Raw genomic sequence first — 17,881 nt, 5'->3', positions numbered from 1 at the left:
AGCAATCTTTCTCTATTTGCGCTTATTATATTGATCTAGTGCATTTTGTTGGATCGCGATGGCTCTTTCAATCTTGAGTGACTTCATTTGGGCGATATATTTATCATAATTGGCAAGCGGCTCGACTCCCATAATGAATTTCAGGAACATTTCGCTCTGATACGTCTTCACTTCGGACATGATCGTGGACAACTCACTTGCTTCTGCAACAGCTGGCGTCACGCGAGGCAACAGGACGGCTGTTGCATTTTTCTGATGACGGCTGAATATCACCGAGGCGTCTTTCTGACTCTGAAGTGGGTAATACTGATCAATGTAGCGATCGTCACCGACGAATCCAGGGGAAGGTGTAGAAACTCGCAAATATTTGGCCATGGCCTCACCAACCGAGAGCTTATCCGGATTTTTCATAATCAAATCAGTATACTTAGGGTATCCGTTCACCATCGTGTAAGTTAATCCTTCTACCCCAAATGATTTCAAAATATGACCCTCATTGGAATAGTGATAATCCAACCACTTGGCAGTTTCAACCGGATATTTATTGGAAGGTGTAATACCTGCGCTTCCTGCACCCCGGTAATCGAAAGGTTTGTTGATAAAACGTGGCTCTTCTCCCTTACGAAGTACTGGATACGGTGCTCCTGCAAGATCGTATGTTCCTTGCGCAGCGTTCAAATATTTCCCCATCCCGCTGCCGATAAAGGCAAAGAATGCACCTGAGCTACCATTTGACGCTTTCGCATCTAAAGACTTGGCATCTTGAGTGGCAAAATCCGGGTCAAGCAGACCTTCCTTGTACCAGGCGTTTAACTGAGCCAAATAGTTTTTATTATTGGATTCATAGGGCCCGTATTTGACTTTGCCGTTCTCTTGATAAAAATCCCATCCAATTCCGTAGGCACCGTTAAACAGTTCACGACTAAAATCGGTGAGCCTCAAAGTAAGTGGCGTTTTTGCATTTTTCTTTTCTTTAAATTGTCTTAACACATTCGTCCAATCATCCATTGTTACCGGTACTTCAAGCTTGAGTTCATTCAACCAATCTTTTCGAAGCACCATCCCGCCAGATACAGCGTTGTTTCCAATCCCGATTCCAGGGAAGGCATAAATAGTACCATCATCTGTACTAATCTCTTTCTTAATCTCAGGATGCTCTTCTAAATACTTCTTTAAGTTTGGCGCATTTTTATCGATGATGTCATTAAGCTTGATAAGCACTTTATCGGAGAGCGCCTTCGCAGGACCTCCTGGATAGGTGGTAAAATCTCTTTCAATGATGTCAGGCAAATTCCCTGAGGCGACTAACAAGTTAAACTGTTCGTTCTCGCTGCCTACAGCTGGATGTTGAAACTCAATTTTTACATTCGTCTTCTTTTCCATTTCTTTATAAAACAAAGATTCACCAAAGGTTTTCAAGGATCGGGTAACATCAGCAGTAACCGCCGTCCAATATGAAAGCTTGATTGGAACAGCTGTTGATGCCTGTGTGGTAGAGGATGGAGCCTTTGATGGAGCCTCTCTATTGCTATTGCTATTGCTATTGCTATTGCTATTAGATGAACATCCAGCCAGAAGGCTTCCTACCACTGCCACAGTCAAAGTAATTACGGACAATTGCCTTTTCATTGAAATGACCTCCATTTTATTCTATTGATTAAGATCGTTAATTTTCTTCAGAGTATACTCTGAATGGACAAAAATCTATTAGCAATCCTAAAATCAATTTGCATTTGATGACATTATGGGGCAGACCCAGCATTTCCAACCTTAGATTCCCAAGAGGCTGCTGTTTTACGCACAATATTTCGAATGGTATCGGCCATATCGTAATTAACATCCTTGGATGGCTTCAGGGTTACAAAAATAGAGAAATTAGGATCTTCCACAATTGGGACAATGTTTTGTAGAAGATTATCTCGAATTTCCGGATGCCGATCAGCGATACGAATGAGTGCCATCAAGGAAAAGGAGAAGTACTGAAAAAAGTATTCATCGTTGTGATTAATAAATTCAATGTCTGTAGATTGATTAATAAACTGCTCTCGTTGCTGCATAATTTGCAACAACTCCGGAACGATCTCCACGTCACCAAGCCTGCCTAACAGATAGATTGCAGCGTATCCTCTCACCTGATTGTACTTTCGGCTAGTTTTAGGAACATAAGGATCTCGCACTCTCATACATTCCCTTAAATGTGGTATTGCTGCTTCATCTCCCTGCAATGCCAGTGCGAAGGCAACGTTTTTGCTCATATTTTGTTGATCTGCAGTTGTATTGCTTAACCATTCTTTAAGCGTTCCATTAATGGCCAACCCGAGCCTGCGAGTGGACCATATTGCGACACCTGGCTTATCACCGGCCAGCCCATCCTTAATATGTTCAAAACTCGTTAGCCAAGTCACTCTTTTATTCGTATCATCTTCCCCAACTGACATGCCTTCTTTCATGCCTACGTGATTAGAAGGCCGCAAACATTCGTTTTCTAAAAGCAAGGGACGCAGTTGATCATAGGGTAATTTTTTGACCGAGAGCCCAAGATCTAACGCTAGATATGCGATCAAAGCAGCTGCTTCACCACATTTCTGCATGTCACGCTTCATCCTCACACAAGCCGCCAGATCATGATCAATGGCAATGGATCGACCTGCTACAAGCACATTGTCGAAGCCTTTGGGAATAAGCGCACCCAATGGAATGGGGACTGATATTGTAAGACCCCACAAGCTAGCTGCTACTGCCCAATCCTGCTGCAGTTCACTCTCAAAGGCGATGTCTTTACTATGATTGTCAACATTCGAATAAGCATAAAAGAGTGGTTCAGCAGAAAGACAATCTTCAACGATATCGGAAAATATTACCTGCTCTTCACCGAGAATGAATCGTCCTTCTCGAATGCCAAGTTGCGGTGCGAGCTTCAAGTACTTCTTTAATTCGTTAAATTGGTCTGGCAAGTGGGTAAATATACATCCAGATTGGAGAATGGCTTGAGTAAGCTCTTCTTGGTTGGTTTGATCCACATATCCATGGTCGCTGTAAAAATTATTAACCCATTTATCACTAATGGCCATAACAGGTAGGGAGAAGGGTTGCATTTTTCCATCGAGCTGCCTGCCGCTTCCATACATCTCTGCACCAATAATGGAGCAAACATCTGCTTCACCAGTCGCATCGATCAAGATTCGACAACTTGCCTCCTGAATTCCTGTTGGTCCGATCCAACGTACACCTCTAACAGATGTCCCTTCCATGTAAACCCCTACAACCACGCTTTCATATTGAACCGTGACTCCGGCATCTAGGGCTCTGCGCTCGAGAACATACTTTTTAACCTCAGCGTTGACCCCACGAGACTTCGTGTAGCCCATCCGCTCAATCTCTCGGGTCTCCTCATCAATCGATTCGAACACCCCACCCAGAGAGCCATAATAATAGCCAATAATCGCCCCGTTTGTTCCCGCACCTCCCATCGAGTTAAGTCGTTCCAAACCTAACACGCGGAGCCCTTTGTTAGCGGCCGTAATCGCGGAGATTGCTCCAGCCGTTCCCAGTCCGGCAACAATGACATCAAAGTGATTAGAAGAATCAATTCGATATTCGTTCAATTTTACAGCTACGGAACCTTGCTCACGATAATCAACGTTCATGCTGCAGCACCTCATCTCCGTATTGAAAACCCTTATCCATCGCGTGAAGAGGATTATCAAACCCACATGACGGCATCCATACCCAACCTTCCCCTAGCTTCGCCTGCTGAGCATGAGTCCGGACTGTAAACACGTCTGCAATTGCAGCGATTGTCCAAGGTCTGAGCGGTTCGGGTCTCGATATCCAGTAGTGATGTAATTGATCCCGTGCCATGTCCCAGCTGGATGTGGCTTCAACTGGAAATTGCAGATAGGCTTCAGATGCAAACAAACCTCCAGTTAGAAGTTCCGCATGCTCTATAGGGACATCCAACGATTCTTCTACAAAGGTTGCTGTTTCCCGATGCAGCACAGCCCCGATGAACTTGGAACCGAGTGGCACCTTTCCTCCGACCGAACGACACTCCGAAGTAGTATCTATGATTTGGTCGACGCTGATATAGCCAACCCCGGTTGCATCAAGCAGCGTCACCTCATAGCCGGCTTCCGAACGCGGCCTCACATCCAGAACCTCGGTCATTAATCGAAGTGACTGCCGAGAATCCAGCAGCAGCTTGTATACTGAAGGCGCCAATCCTCCTATGTGCACCCCACCTGCCTCATTCAACAAGTTCCGACTAACCCATTGTTCACGCAACTGTTCGGTCAATATTGACTGTGGAGTTCGGTTCCAATTGTGACCTGGGCGGTAGCTATTGATAAATTCATGTCCAACTAGCATCGTCCGCTCCACTAGTAATGCTTGCGATCCTAATTTCTGGGCCAATCCAATACCTGCAAAAGTGGCCCCGATCACCAGAACTTTAGCCGTTTCTTCCATCTTGCTCCTCCTTATCAATGACTCGTTTCTGTTTGTTCGGCTTCAGTATAGGGAGTGAACCGACTCTATGGCAATTTGCAATTTGATTTGTTCTGCTTACTTCATGACAATGTCATCAAATGAAAAGCTCCACTGAATTTGCACATCACTGGGAAATTCGAAAAAGAACTTGGTTTCCGGATGATTAGCCACAAACATCGCAAAAACGCAAACCACTCGATTTTCTCACACCATATACGAACACTCATTCTTGTTATTTGTCACATACCGAACGCGCATTCGATATGCAAGCGTTTTTTTGAACATAGGCACAATAACAAAAAAGCCTAAGGATAACTTTCCCTCGGGCAAATAAGTGGGGCATTTTTTCAATAACCTCTGTCGATTGAGTTCGGTTAAGACTAAGTTAATTGTCTTCCTTGGAGCAGCTACTGTATAGGCTGAGTCGCGAGATGAATCTTCTAAGCAAGCTTTCTTACATCAATTTCATCCAGTTGTGTATTTTTTCTATAAGTTGGCATTCCGCTTCGTCATCCTCCCAAGTGAGCAACTAACCGCACTCCAAATTTTTTCAGCACCTCGTCACTAGGTGAATTTGACTCTTTAGTGCTGTTATTTTACGGGACTGCAAGATTTTAATTTTCATGGTAGTTCTTTGATCAATAGAGGAGCTGCCGCTAAGCAAACCTCTTAATCAACAATAGTTCTTGTTAGCAGAGCTCACAACTGTCCGCTTAGAATATAGTCAAGGATTACTGATTAAATCGGTATAAATATGAATGTAAAATTATTATAAGCCTACACTTAAACTAATTAATGCAAACACTTATTTTAGTCCAAAAAAAATAGCCCCGATGACTATAATAGCTCACCGGGACTAACTTATTTCACCAGACAGTAGTAGAACCTCTAAGACCTATCCCTACTCTACAGTCACGCTCTTCGCCAAATTCCTAGGCTTATCAACGTCATTCCCACGCGCCAACGACGCATAGTAAGACAACAACTGCAAAGGAATTACGGACAACGCAGGCGTCAATACATCCAACGTTTTCGGGATAATGAACGTGCTGTCAACCGACTTCTGCAGCTCCGTTTCACCTTCAACAGCAATACCCAACACGTTCGCGCCGCGCGCCTTCACTTCTTTAATGTTGCTCACTGTTTTCTCAAGCAATTCATGCTGTGTCGCTAACGCGATAACCGGAATATCATCCTCGATCAACGCAAGCGTACCATGCTTCAACTCACCAGCAGCATACGCCTCGGAGTGAATGTAAGAGATCTCTTTCAACTTCAGTGAGCCTTCCAATGCTACGGCATAATCTAAACCTCTGCCGATAAAGAACAGATTGTCATGCTTCGCCATCTCATCAGCAACAACCTTCAAAGCTTCCGCTTGCTCTAGAATTTCGCTAACCTGTTCAGGAAGCTCCTTCATAGCTGCAATCACTTCCGCGATTTCCTCAAGTGTTTGCGTGCCAAGCGTTTGCGCCAAGTGCAAGCCCAAAAGATAGAACCCGATCAATTGCGACGTGTATGCTTTCGTCGAAGCTACCGCAATCTCTGGTCCTGCCCATGTTGTAATGATATCGTTCGCCTCACGCGCAACGGAGCTCCCTACAACATTCGTAATCGCCAACACGTGTGCGCCACAACGTTTCGCTTCACGCAGTGCGGCCAACGTATCCGCTGTTTCACCGGATTGGCTCACAACAATCACGAGCGTATCCTTTGTGATAATCGGGGAACGATAACGATATTCAGACGCCACATCCGTTTCCACCGGAATTCGCGCCATTTTCTCAATCACATACTTCCCAACCATACCGGCATGGAACGCCGTTCCACAAGCCACGATATGCACACGGCTAATGTTACGAATCGCCTCAGCAGTAATCGTAAGTTCGTTCAACGTCACACTCTTACCGTCAGGCGATATACGACTACCCATCGTATCGCGGTATGCCTTCGGTTGGTCATAGATTTCTTTCAACATGAAATGATCAAATCCGGCTTTTTCCGCCGTAACAATGTCCCAATCGACATGGAACATTTCCCTGGAAATAAAATTCCCCTCTAACGTCATTAATTCGACAGAATCCCGTGTTAATAACGCCATTTCGCCATCATTTAGAATGAACACATTGCGTGTATACTCTAGAATCGCAGGAATATCCGAACCAATGAAATTCTCGCCTTCGCCAATCCCGATAATAAGCGGGCTAGCTTGACGCACAGCAACAAGGCGATCCGGTTCGAACTCTGTGAGGACACCAAGTGCAAACGCACCTGTCATGTGCTTCACAGCCTTCTGAACAGCTTTAAGGATATCTCCCTCGTACAAACTCGCGATCAAATGCGAAATAACCTCTGTATCCGTCTCCGATACGAAAACATGGCCTTTCGCGATCAATTCTTCTTTCAGCGTAATATAATTCTCAATAATCCCGTTATGCACAACGGAGAATTTCAAAGAATTATCGGTGTGTGGATGCGAATTCACGTCCGAAGGCTTACCATGTGTCGCCCAACGTGTATGTCCGATGCCAACGCTTCCGTTCAAAGGCGTTTCACCCAACTTCGACTCCAAGTTCGCAATACGGCCTTTGGCCTTCTTAATTTGCAGCCCATCCGCCGTATACACCGCTACCCCAGCAGAATCATAGCCTCGATACTCTAGCTTTTTAAGGCCATCCAATAAAATCTCCTGAGAATTACGCTTTCCAATATAACCAACAATACCGCACATAGTTACAACCTCCAAATTTTTATAAGCCGCATCGTAAAGGGCTGTTTGTCAAGGATCTCACTCTACAATTCAACAAAATTAAATAAACCATCTATAAGGGCGTTCATTACGTGTACATTTCAATAAAGATAATAGATGTTGGATACTTGTCTGCTCGGTCGCCCGAACGATTTTGCTCTCCAACTTAACGGCACTCCTCGTGCCGGAAGGTCCCCGCCGAATGTTTCGAACACCTTCACCTCGTCAACTCACCGCGTAGCAGCAGCCGTTAAGCTGCATTTCCGTCCCGCTTGTGAGTTCTGGCGCTATTTGTTGCGAATAACCTCTGCCCTGCCTTTCCTTCTTAAGTAACTTCATCATATGCATTTTCACTTAGCAATGCAACTTGTTTTTGGCATGCCTGATCCCCCATCTCGCCATTTCCCAGCAAAATGAGGGACTAAGCCGCCTATAATTAAACTAGTTGCTCCTGAATGACCTTCGCAATATCGTGCACATACGCTTCGACTTGTTCCTTGTCTGGGCCTTCGGCCATAACACGAATCAAGGACTCCGTACCGGATGGACGAACCAACACACGACCGTTATCCCCAAGCTCATCTTCAACTTTGCGAATCGCATCTTCGATGACCGCGTTATCCTTCAACTTACTTTTATCCGCTACACGGATGTTAACAAGCAATTGCGGGAATTTACGCATAATCCCTTTCAATTCACTCAGCTTACGCCCCGATTCAACTAGGGTATTCACCAATTGTAACGCAGTCAGAATACCATCACCAGTGGAGATGTAATCCAGGAAAATCACATGGCCAGACTGCTCCCCGCCTAGATTGTAGCCGCCTTTACGCATTTCTTCCATCACGTAGCGATCGCCTACAGCAGTTTGCAGAGCCTTCAAGCCCGCTTTTTCGATGCCTTTGAAAAAGCCAATATTCGCCATCACCGTCGTCACAATGGTGCCGTGGTTCAGCTTCCCTTTGCGATTCAGCGCATCGCCAAGGATGCTCAAGATGAAGTCGCCGTCGACTTCATCGCCTTTCTCATCGATCGCGATCAGACGATCCGCGTCGCCGTCAAAAGCCAGCCCGATGGCTGCGCCATGCTTAACCACCTCGGCGCGAAGCGTCTCTGGGTGGGTGGAGCCGCAATCATCGTTGATGTTGCGCCCATTCGGCTCTGCGCCGATGGTGATCACTTCCGCTCCGAGCTCGCGGAAAATCAAAGGCGCCAGCTCATAGGCCGAGCCATTCGCACAATCAAGAACAACCTTCACGCCGGCGAAGGACGCAGGCACCGTCTCCTTCAAGAACGCCGTATATGCGTACTTCGCATTCGGCTCATCCGAAACCGTACCAATCTCGCCGCCAACCGGGCGAGGCAGTTCATCCACAGCTGCATCCAGCAGCTGTTCAATCTCAAGCTCCGTCTCATCCAATAGCTTGAAGCCGTCGCCTCCAAAGAACTTAATCCCGTTGTCCTCAACTGGATTATGTGAAGCGGAGATCATAACGCCCGCGTCTGCGCCTAGCTTTTTCGTCAAATAAGCAACCGCTGGCGTACTCACCACACCAATACGAATCACCTCAACACCAATCGATAACAATCCTGCTACAAGGGATGCTTCCAGCATCGGCCCCGAAATACGTGTATCTCTCCCGATCACGACTTTCGGATGCTTCGCCTGTCTTGTTAACACATACCCGCCGCAGCGTCCTACCTTATAAGCTAATTCTGGTGTGAGTTCGCCATTCGCGACTCCACGCACACCATCTGTACCAAAATATTTCCCCATTTTTGTATTCTCCTCTTTCTCTATTCCCCATTATGGATTTGCTGCTTTTACATTTTTCTCGCTGATTTCTACGATCGCCTTCACTTCTTGCGGAAGCCCTAGCTTCACAAAAGTAGGCATATTTAAAGTTACTTTCAATTCATGCTTACCAGGTGGTAAATTACTAACATCTAGTATCGCTTGAATATCTTGAACTTTCAATTGATCAATAATGGCAGGAGCACCTTCTACCGTAATATTCAAGGTAGCCGAGGCTGGCTGCGTTACTTTGGTTTCGTAATTTTCATTAGGACCAATAATCGTAATCGGTACGTTCTCTACAGCTTTCGTAATCGAAGGCACAACCTCGACATGGACCGTCACCTTCGCAGGATCTAATTGGGTTACTTTATTCCGGAGAGGAATGTCCAGTGCAAAATCTTTCGTTTCCTTCAAATCCTGCAGACTAAGTTGCGGCCCTTGATAGAATTCAAGGCGGTCTACGACATCTTGTGTTCCGTATACTGTCACCTTATCAGGGGTTTGCGTGATCATCGCAATGGCAAAACCTGCTGGCGGTTCACCACTTACTTTGATCTGCAACGGAATCGTTTGGAACGGGCTTGTGATAGGCACCTCGACATCGACAACCGAAGGATTGATGTTAAGGGGTACTTCTTTGCCTTCCTTGTCAAAAGCCTGCAATCTGACCTGTTTCGTAACCGCTGATTGTGCTTTATCCACAGATACCTCACCGCGGACATTCTCAATCTGATCGAGTTTACTCGTTTGTGCCGTAATGTACACCTTACCTGGCTTCACAATAGGTTGTCCCGCTTTGAGGCCTGCTGCAGGCGTTCCTTTGACATTAATGACGACAGGTACCTCTTTCATCTGCAGCTCTTCAATCATCACGTGGACTGTTCTAGGAACGATCTCCACATCAACATCCGACGGTATCCCTATCGGTGAAAGGGTAACCTGATGGTCGCCTTTACCGACCTGCGTCAAATCCAGTTGAATCTGATAGGTGTTGCTCGCCGTCACTTTTTTAACAGCCGATTCCTTCCCTTTCAGTATTACCTGTACATTGGCAGGAGTCATCGACGAGATGAAGTAATGCGTTTCATCATATTTGGTTGTAATGGAGACGTTATTAATCGTTTCTACTCGTTCACGCAGCGCAGTATTCCCGGATATATTCGTTTCTTCCATATGGACGACTACCCATAGCAGAACCCCGATTACAAGCGCAACGATCCGTACCACATTGGTATTACGTAACCATTTATCCATTCGAACGCCCTCCCCACCATTTCATGAAAGGGTTCTTATCATTTGCTTTAGCTTTAGGCTTCAACTCTTCAAATAGCTTAGATATCAAAGATTCCTCTTTAATATCCCTCACGATATGGCCATTCATGGTTAATGAAATTTGACCCGTCTCTTCCGAAACAATCACACACATCGCATCTGAAACTTCACTCATACCGATCGCTGCACGATGGCGGGTCCCCAGTTCTTTTGAAATAAAAGGATTTTCGGATAGAGGCAAATAACAACCCGCGGCCATTAACTGCCCTTGCCGAATAATCACTGCGCCATCATGAAGAGGGGTATTTGGGATAAAAATATTAATTAACAGCTCTCCGCTGATTTTGCTCTCTATCGCAATACCGGATTCGACATAGTCAGTAAGTCCCGTATCTTTCTCAAAAACAATTAAAGCTCCAATTTTACGTTTGGCCAAATAATTCGCAGCCCTGATCACTTCGCTGATCCGTTTGTTCACATCTTGGTCTTCCTCGGAAGAAGATCGGCTGCCGAACAGCTTTCCTCGACCTAATTGTTCCAAGGCTCTTCTTAGCTCCGGTTGGAAAATAATGATGACCCCTAGAACCCCAAACGTAAAAGCTTGATTCACCATCCATTGCAATGTACTTAGCTGAAACCAAATACTAATGACCCAGGTAATGACGACCACGAGGATACCCTTCATCAATTGAATAGCCCTTGTCCCACGCACCACTAGGATCAATTTATAAATCACATAGCTAACGATGAGTATATCGACAATATCCTTAGCCGAGATGCTCGTGAGCAAATCCATTGTATTCTCCCCCAGGCGACTTAACAAAGTTCTCTCTATATAGGAATCATAACATAAACCTAGGTATACTTCTATTTATCTAGACGCATTGCGCGAGAATTGGTTCATTTTTCCTATGTATGAGTAAAATCTTCTATCGATGTAATTCAAGGATGTGCGTCCGTGTTTTAAAGGTAGTTTTTATCGCCAATTAGAAAGAACGTTTTCTAGACCGAAAACTTATACTTTCTAATGTGGAAAAAAGAAGAAAGCCCCCTATAGTCTCAGCTATAAGGGGGACATTCCGTTATGGTGTGATTTTACCTACGAATTCACCTAATTTGTACCAAACCCAGCTCAATGCTTCATCGACTTGTTTGACTTCTCCAGATATGTGCGCCGTTGAGGCTAGGTTGACTGAACCATCGATCACGACGACATTCCCTGTTACATCGCCTTCAACCTTCAGTTCTCCGCGTTTGACCACAAGATCACCTTTTACAGTATGTCCTTGCGGTACAATCACGGTATCCCCTTGAATAACGACATCCTGAAGGTTACTTCCCTGCACCATGAGATTCTGATCGTCATCCCACATCGAGATAAAGCTTCCGAACATGACCGTTCCGAAAACCACAGCAACTGATACTGCAGGGTGTCTGCGAATCCAATCCGTCCAGGTATTCTTCTTTTTCATCGGTGGTAAGCCGCTCATAATCTGTGCAGTTAAGGTATCAGGTACTGGGATGGAGGGCAGCATTCTAACCAAAGCGTCCGTTTTCTCCAACTGTTTGAAAGTATTATGACAAGCCTGACAGGATATCAAATGTTCTTTCAATGGTAGAGCTTCCGTCTTTGGTAAATCACCGTCGAGATATTCATGTATGAGCGGGAGGGCTTCTTTACAATTCACGTTTGCAGCCACCCCTTTCTTCAAATGTTAGAACTTATGTTTCCTCATAAGTTGCCTAAACTTCTAGATAAACGCACACGTCCTCGTAAGCCGGTCTAGCCGTTTACTGCGGACTTTTGCATGTTGTGATATACCATACGTTTCGATTTCAAATATGTTTCAGATTCGAACAGGATTTGTATTAACAACTTGTTCCTCCTGCTCAAGTCTTTTTCGTAAGTACTCCCGGCCCCTATGGACACGGGTTTTGATCGTAGTGACGGGCATGTCGAGCACATCACTAATTTCTTGCAGTGACATATCTTGCAAATACCTGAGAATGACAACCGATTTATATTTCTCCGGCAATGTCTCAATCGCCCGGTGTATTTGAGCCTGCGTTTCCGATACAATCAGCTGCTTCTCTGGTGTATCTTCATCACTAGGCAGCATGGCATAAAAATCATTGCCTTCCCCATCTGTCATTTCCGCATCTAATGAGTACGTTTGTTTTCTTCGGCGCAGCTTATCAATGCATAAGTTTGTCCCGATCCTAAAAATCCACGTCGAAAACTTCTGATTCTCATCATATCGATGTAAATTCGTATACACGCGCAGGAACGTTTCCTGCACAGCATCTTCAGCTTCTTGCTTGTTATTCAGCATGCGGTAAGCCAAATGAAAGATCTTGTCTTTATAGAGCTCCACGAGCTCTGCAAAAGCATTACGATCCCCATTACTGGCCAGCTTAGCCAGTCGTGCTTCAACAAAGTTCAATTGGTTTTCCTCCGGCTTCTCGACAATTCAACATCCACTACATTTACCTCTACTACTATATACGCAGAAATTACGATTTGTTTTCAGAAATTATAATTCCACCTAGAATCAGGGCCATGCCTCCCCATTGTAACCCGCTAATCGGTTCCCCGATGAGTAGATAAGCTGCAAGAATAGCTACCGGAAGCTCTACAGATCCGAGCATAGCAGCGAGAGCACTTCCGATCTTAGGAATTCCAATATTAAATGAAATAGTCGGTACAACTTGTCCTAGTAACCCGAGCAGCAATCCCCATAGCAACAGCATACCACCATTGTCCTGAACAAAAACCGTCGGTGGATACAAGATATACATAATCGGCAGCGCAGCCGTCAGCATGATGGCAGAATTCATGAGCGGAGGCAGTGAACTTTCGACTTGTCCTGTGAAAAACAGAAAAATACTATATGCTAACGCAGAGATAAGTCCATATAGTATGCCCAGAATACTGAGCTCTCCCCAGTTCGTATCAAACACATTAACCGCGAGAATCGTCCCTGCCAGAATTAGCGCGATCGCAATCCCTTCCATCCGTTTAGGCAATCTCCGTTTCACGATACAATCCATGGCAATCGTCATCCACGTAAATTGAAAGAGAAGAATAATGCATAAGGAAGCATCTAACTCTTGCAGCGCAACATTATACACGACCGTCGTTAACGACAGTCCGAAGATTCCAATTAACCCTAGCTTAATCCAAGGACCCCTGAAGGGATTCACCCACGACTTTCTGTGAAAAAGAATCAATACCCATACGAAAACTGTCCCCATCGTCATCTGAGCAGGTGTAATTTGTCCATCTGTGAAACCTTGATCATAGGCCATTTTGATAAAAGAAGAAAGCAAGCCGTAGCTTGACGCCCCAATGAGAACAAGAACTATCGCCAACCATCGCCCCATGCTGTCGCGCCCCCCTGACTTGGGCAATTCCCGTAATTGCAGGAAAAGCCGAGCTGCCTGCATTGCTGCAAGCCCCCGACTTTATCATCCTGTTGTTTTTCTTATGTTGTCATAAAGATCAGCCCGTATTCCGAAGTCCCGCGGCAATCCCATTGATGGTAAGTAGTACTTCACGAAGTAAAACCGCATCATCTTCATTGTTTTCTCTTAGTGCGCGAAGCTCTGTAAGCAGTTCAACCTGCATGTAGCTAAGCGGATCCACGTAAGGATTACGCAATTTGATCGATTCTTGAATGACAGGAACATTATCCAGAATCTCTTGTTGGCCTGTAATTTGCAAAATAATCGAGGACGTCAACTCATACTCGTCTTTGATCAGATTGAAAATTCGCTCAGCAATCGCGGATTCCTTCACCAAGCTGCCATACTCCTTCGCGATGAGAAGGTCTGCTTTCGCTAACGCCATTTGCAGATTGTCAATCATCGTGCGGAAGAAGGACCACCCCTCATACATCTCTTTGAGGACTGTTAGGTTGCTTTCATTGCCTTGAGCAAAGCTTTGCAGGCCTGTACCTGCTGCGTACCATGCTGGTAGCAGGTATCTCGTTTGCGTCCATGAGAATACCCATGGAATCGCACGCAAATCTTCGAACTTATCGCTATTTTTACGCTTGGAAGGACGCGAACCAATATTCAGCTCGCCAATTTCCGGCAGCGGTGTAGATTCTTTGAAGAACGTTAAGAAGTCCTCGTCTCTGAAAATAAGATCTTGATACTTCGTCTGCGCTTGCTCCGAAATACCGCGCATGATGTTCTCCCATTTGTCCTCCTGTGGGAGTCTTTGCGGAGAACGGGATAGCTTAGAAGCTGTGATCAACGCAAATGTTGCTTGCTCCAAGCTGCGGTAAGCAATCCCTTGCAGGGAGTAACGGGAAGACAAGACTTCGCCTTGTTCCGTAATCTTAATGCCGCCACCCAGCGTTTCAACCGGTTGAGCTAGAATGCTTCGGTTCAATGGCATACCGCCACGACCCAATGCACCACCACGACCATGGAAGAACTTCAACTTCACGCCGAATTTCTTCGCAGCCTCAGTGATATCTTGAAGCGCCATACGAAGCTCCCAGTTCGCTGTAATCACGCCACCGTCTTTATTACTGTCGGAGTAGCCCAACATAATTTCATGCAGTGGGTTTTCAGCATCCAGGCTTGCTCGGTAAGCAGGTATTGCTAACAACGTGCTCATGATACCAGGTGCCGCGTGAAGGTCGTCAATCGTTTCAAAAAGCGGAACAGACTGCACGGTACTCGTAACAGTTCCGTCGCTCTCTCTGCGGTATAGGCCCGCCTCTTTAGCAAACACAACAACCTCAAGCATATCACTTGCACCTTGCGTCATTGAGATCAAGTAACTGTTAATACAATTACGTCCGAATTCTTTCTGTGCTTTACCTACCGTACGATAAACATCCAAGCATTCCTTCGTGCTATCCGTGTAGTCCAAGTACGTAGAAGTTAAAGGACGCGGATCATTTAAAACATTCGTGAGCAATGTAATTTTCTCATCTTCCGAAAGCTTGCTGTAATCAGGTGTAATGCCCATTTTCGCCAAAATTTCAGTCATCGCATTCTCATGCTCTTTACTGTGCTGTCTGATATCCAGAGCAGCTAAGTGGAAACCGAATAGCTCAACTTGACGTATTAACTTCTTAATATATTTATCCGCTACATAATCTGCAAAATGTGCACGCAAACTTATCTCCATAGTTTGCAAATCTTGAATAAACTCTTCAGGGTTGTTGTACTTCTGTGCAGCCGATACATTTGCGTTACCCGTATTATGAATCTTCTCGATCATATATGTCGTCTTAATGCGGTATGGTTCTTTCTCATTGCGCCAAACATCCTGAACATTCCCCATCGCTTCGCGATCGCATTGAATCGAATTGATCAGAGTTTCGCTCACATTCACAATGTTTTTGCTAAAGCTCATGTGTGCTAATGATTCTCTCAAGATTTCCTCATACTTTTGCAAAGCCAATTGACGGTGCAGACCAAGTGTTTCCCACGTCACATTCGCTTTAACAGATGGATTTCCGTCACGGTCTCCGCCGATCCAAGAACCAAATTTCAAGAAGGATGGCACATGCCATTTGTCTTCTGGGTAGTATTTATTTAAACAACGCTCAAGCTCATGATAAACTTCTGGCAGTACATCGAATAGCGTCTCGTCAAAATAGTACAACCCGTTGCGCACTTCGTCGATTACCGTCGGTTTACGATCACGCAGCTCGTCGGTTTGCCACAAATTAAGCACTTCACCCAACAACTTCTCGCGCAATTGCTCACGCTCACGGTACGTTAAGTTAGGGTTGTCCAGCTTCATCATATCATCAGAAATGCGCAGATTAATATCAAGCACTGCACGACGCATAGCTTCCGTTGGATGAGCCGTCATTACGAGCTCTAGAGAGATCGCTTTAAGTATTTCTTGTACCTCAGAATAAGGAATATTCGTATTCTTCAGCTCTTGCACGATGCTCTCAATCGAACCTGGTTGTACAGATTCCCCTGATGAGCGCTCGTAGTCACGTTTACGGCGAATACGATGGTTTTGCTCAGCAATATTAACTAGCTGGAAGTATATAGCGAAAGCGCGGATCACTTGATGGCGAATTTCCGGATCTAGCGAAGATATCGTTTTCTTAAACTCATCATAGATCTCAATGACATAGTGTGCTCTTAATGACTTGCTCATTTCACGAATTCTTTCAACGACATCCAGCAGATCATTTCCGCCCTGATGTACAAGAACTTCGCCTAGTATGTGACCAAGGAACCGAATATCTCTACGCAGCAGGTTATTCGTACTTTGTTTTTGTTGGACGATCTCACTCTCTATCATGACTCTCCACCTCATCTATTCACTATGATGCATTAATGCTTCTCTCTGCAAAAGCTCGTCGCTATAAAAACTCATTTCAGAATATTTTACCACAATCTGATCGCTACACATAGTATTAAAATAAAAAAACCGTACGTTTTTCCGTGGTAATTAATGTATTGATAAGATTCTACCCATCTTTGTTCTGTATTATCTCCAAATTAGAAATAGTTAGACGGTATATTGAGCTACTCATCCTTTGTATAAAAACACCCGAAGGTGGTCTTGTTCATGTATGTTGGCGGTTGGAATACTTCAACTACTTAATCAAATTTGTTTCCTCCGGAAACGCCTGGTGGTATAGTTGGATGCTCGTCCTAAGTGAGTAGAATCAATGTAGCTGCTCGGATGGTCGAACTCTTGGTTCCCTAGGTTAAAAAAAAAGCCACCCGAAGGTGGCTCTTGCTAAGTAAGCGGGCGGCGGGAATCGAACCCGCGCGATCAGCTTGGAAGGCTGAAGTTCTACCATTAAACTACGCCCGCGTAGTTAAGAAAAATATGATCGGGACGACACGATTTGAACATGCGACCCCCTGCTCCCAAAGCAGGTGCTCTACCAAGCTGAGCTACGTCCCGATACGTTTATAACTTATAATGAAGAATGGCGCGCCCTGAGAGATTCGAACTCCCGACCTTTTGATTCGTAGGAGCTAAGGGCGCATAAAACTTTGGAGCGGAAGACGGGGATCGAACCCGCGACCCTCGCCTTGGCAAGGCGATGCTCTACCGCTGAGCCACTTCCGCAGGGTACCTCAATTGTATGAATACAAGTGAGGATTTAATGCGCGTAGAGGGACTTGAACCCCCACGGTCACCCGCTAGATCCTAAGTCTAGTGCGTCTGCCAATTCCGCCATACGCGCATGYTGTAAATAARGCAAATGGTGAGTCATGTAGGATTCGAACCTACGACACCCTGATTAAAAGTCAGGTGCTCTACCAACTGAGCTAATGACTCATGTATTGATAAAAAATGGCTGGGGATCAAGGATTTGAACCTTGGCATGACGGAGTCAAAGTCCGTTGCCTTACCGCTTGGCTAATCCCCAATAAAGAACATGCCGTCGAGAGGACTTGAACCCCCAACCTACTGATTACAAGTCAGTTGCTCTACCAGTTGAGCTACAACGGCATATAAAGTTAATGGTGGAGGCTGACGGGATCGAACCGCCGACCCTCTGCTTGTAAGGCAGATGCTCTCCCAGCTGAGCTAAGCCTCCATGGGATAAGGAATTAATGGTGACCCG

The 17,881-nt window shown here is 45.3% G+C and carries 11 protein-coding genes, 9 tRNA genes and 1 rRNA gene (1 of these 21 only partly in view); all 21 read right to left on the bottom strand.

Annotation, left to right across the window (positions count from 1 at the left end; genetic code table 11):
* Window positions 1-12 precede the first annotated feature (12 nt).
* The gene (locus ASG89_RS15930) at window positions 13-1,629 is read right to left on the bottom strand and encodes an extracellular solute-binding protein (RefSeq protein ID WP_057311691.1); all 1,617 of its coding nucleotides are present in this window, start codon (window positions 1,627-1,629) and stop codon (window positions 13-15) included.
* Window positions 1,630-1,742: 113 nt separating this feature from the next.
* Window positions 1,743-3,647 carry an FAD-dependent oxidoreductase gene (locus ASG89_RS15925; RefSeq protein WP_057311690.1) on the bottom strand — a complete coding sequence of 635 codons (1,905 nt, stop codon included), beginning with the start codon at window positions 3,645-3,647 and terminating at the stop codon, window positions 1,743-1,745.
* Window positions 3,637-4,467 carry a hypothetical protein gene (locus ASG89_RS15920; protein ID WP_057311689.1) on the bottom strand — a complete coding sequence of 277 codons (831 nt, stop codon included), beginning with the start codon at window positions 4,465-4,467 and terminating at the stop codon, window positions 3,637-3,639. The genes ASG89_RS15925 and ASG89_RS15920 overlap by 11 nt, the downstream gene beginning before the upstream one ends.
* A gap of 922 nt (window positions 4,468-5,389) precedes the next feature.
* Window positions 5,390-7,219 (bottom strand): glutamine--fructose-6-phosphate transaminase (isomerizing), encoded by a 1,830-nt coding sequence (gene glmS / locus ASG89_RS15915; RefSeq protein WP_057311688.1) that lies wholly within the window; start codon window positions 7,217-7,219, stop codon window positions 5,390-5,392.
* Window positions 7,220-7,673: 454 nt separating this feature from the next.
* A complete protein-coding gene (gene glmM / locus ASG89_RS15910; protein WP_057311687.1) occupies window positions 7,674-9,014 on the bottom strand; it encodes a phosphoglucosamine mutase in 1,341 nt (446 codons plus the stop codon).
* A 30-nt stretch (window positions 9,015-9,044) separates the two neighbouring features.
* Entirely contained in the window at window positions 9,045-10,289 is a 1,245-nt protein-coding gene (locus ASG89_RS15905; protein WP_057311686.1) for a YbbR-like domain-containing protein, read from the bottom strand.
* Window positions 10,282-11,103 (bottom strand): diadenylate cyclase CdaA, encoded by an 822-nt coding sequence (gene cdaA, locus ASG89_RS15900; RefSeq protein ID WP_057311685.1) that lies wholly within the window; start codon window positions 11,101-11,103, stop codon window positions 10,282-10,284. Before cdaA ends, ASG89_RS15905 begins: the two co-directional genes overlap by 8 nt.
* Window positions 11,104-11,389: 286 nt before the next feature.
* The gene (locus tag ASG89_RS15895; RefSeq protein ID WP_057311684.1) at window positions 11,390-11,995 is read right to left on the bottom strand and encodes a zf-HC2 domain-containing protein; all 606 of its coding nucleotides are present in this window, start codon (window positions 11,993-11,995) and stop codon (window positions 11,390-11,392) included.
* A 159-nt stretch (window positions 11,996-12,154) separates the two neighbouring features.
* The gene (gene sigW, locus ASG89_RS15890) at window positions 12,155-12,751 is read right to left on the bottom strand and encodes an RNA polymerase sigma factor SigW (RefSeq protein WP_057311683.1); all 597 of its coding nucleotides are present in this window, start codon (window positions 12,749-12,751) and stop codon (window positions 12,155-12,157) included.
* Window positions 12,752-12,821: 70 nt separating this feature from the next.
* Window positions 12,822-13,691 (bottom strand): DMT family transporter, encoded by an 870-nt coding sequence (locus tag ASG89_RS15885; RefSeq protein ID WP_063867926.1) that lies wholly within the window; start codon window positions 13,689-13,691, stop codon window positions 12,822-12,824.
* Between the two features lie 118 nt (window positions 13,692-13,809).
* Complete coding sequence (gene ppc / locus ASG89_RS15880) at window positions 13,810-16,596, bottom strand: phosphoenolpyruvate carboxylase (protein ID WP_057311681.1); 2,787 nt, start codon at window positions 16,594-16,596, stop codon at window positions 13,810-13,812.
* Between the two features lie 451 nt (window positions 16,597-17,047).
* Window positions 17,048-17,118, bottom strand: a tRNA-Gly gene (locus ASG89_RS15875).
* 19 nt (window positions 17,119-17,137) lie between these two features.
* A tRNA-Pro gene (locus ASG89_RS15870) sits at window positions 17,138-17,211 on the bottom strand.
* Window positions 17,212-17,237: 26 nt separating this feature from the next.
* Window positions 17,238-17,295: transfer RNA gene (locus tag ASG89_RS36430), tRNA-OTHER, on the bottom strand.
* Window positions 17,296-17,304: 9 nt separating this feature from the next.
* A tRNA-Gly gene (locus ASG89_RS15865) sits at window positions 17,305-17,379 on the bottom strand.
* Window positions 17,380-17,417: 38 nt separating this feature from the next.
* Window positions 17,418-17,497 (bottom strand) — tRNA-Leu (locus tag ASG89_RS15860).
* A 19-nt stretch (window positions 17,498-17,516) separates the two neighbouring features.
* Window positions 17,517-17,592, bottom strand: a tRNA-Lys gene (locus ASG89_RS15855).
* A gap of 16 nt (window positions 17,593-17,608) precedes the next feature.
* Window positions 17,609-17,683, bottom strand: a tRNA-Gln gene (locus ASG89_RS15850).
* A 10-nt stretch (window positions 17,684-17,693) separates the two neighbouring features.
* Window positions 17,694-17,766 (bottom strand) — tRNA-Thr (locus ASG89_RS15845).
* 12 nt (window positions 17,767-17,778) lie between these two features.
* Window positions 17,779-17,854: transfer RNA gene (locus ASG89_RS15840), tRNA-Val, on the bottom strand.
* 26 nt (window positions 17,855-17,880) lie between these two features.
* A 5S ribosomal RNA gene (rrf, locus tag ASG89_RS15835) occupies window position 17,881 on the bottom strand; it runs 115 nt beyond the window's last position.

This window comes from Paenibacillus sp. Soil766 (assembly GCF_001428105.1).
GTDB lineage: Bacteria > Bacillota > Bacilli > Paenibacillales > NBRC-103111 > Paenibacillus_E.
The sequence above is the reverse complement of the archived record's forward strand: the minus strand, read 5'-3'. Positions and strand labels throughout refer to the sequence as shown.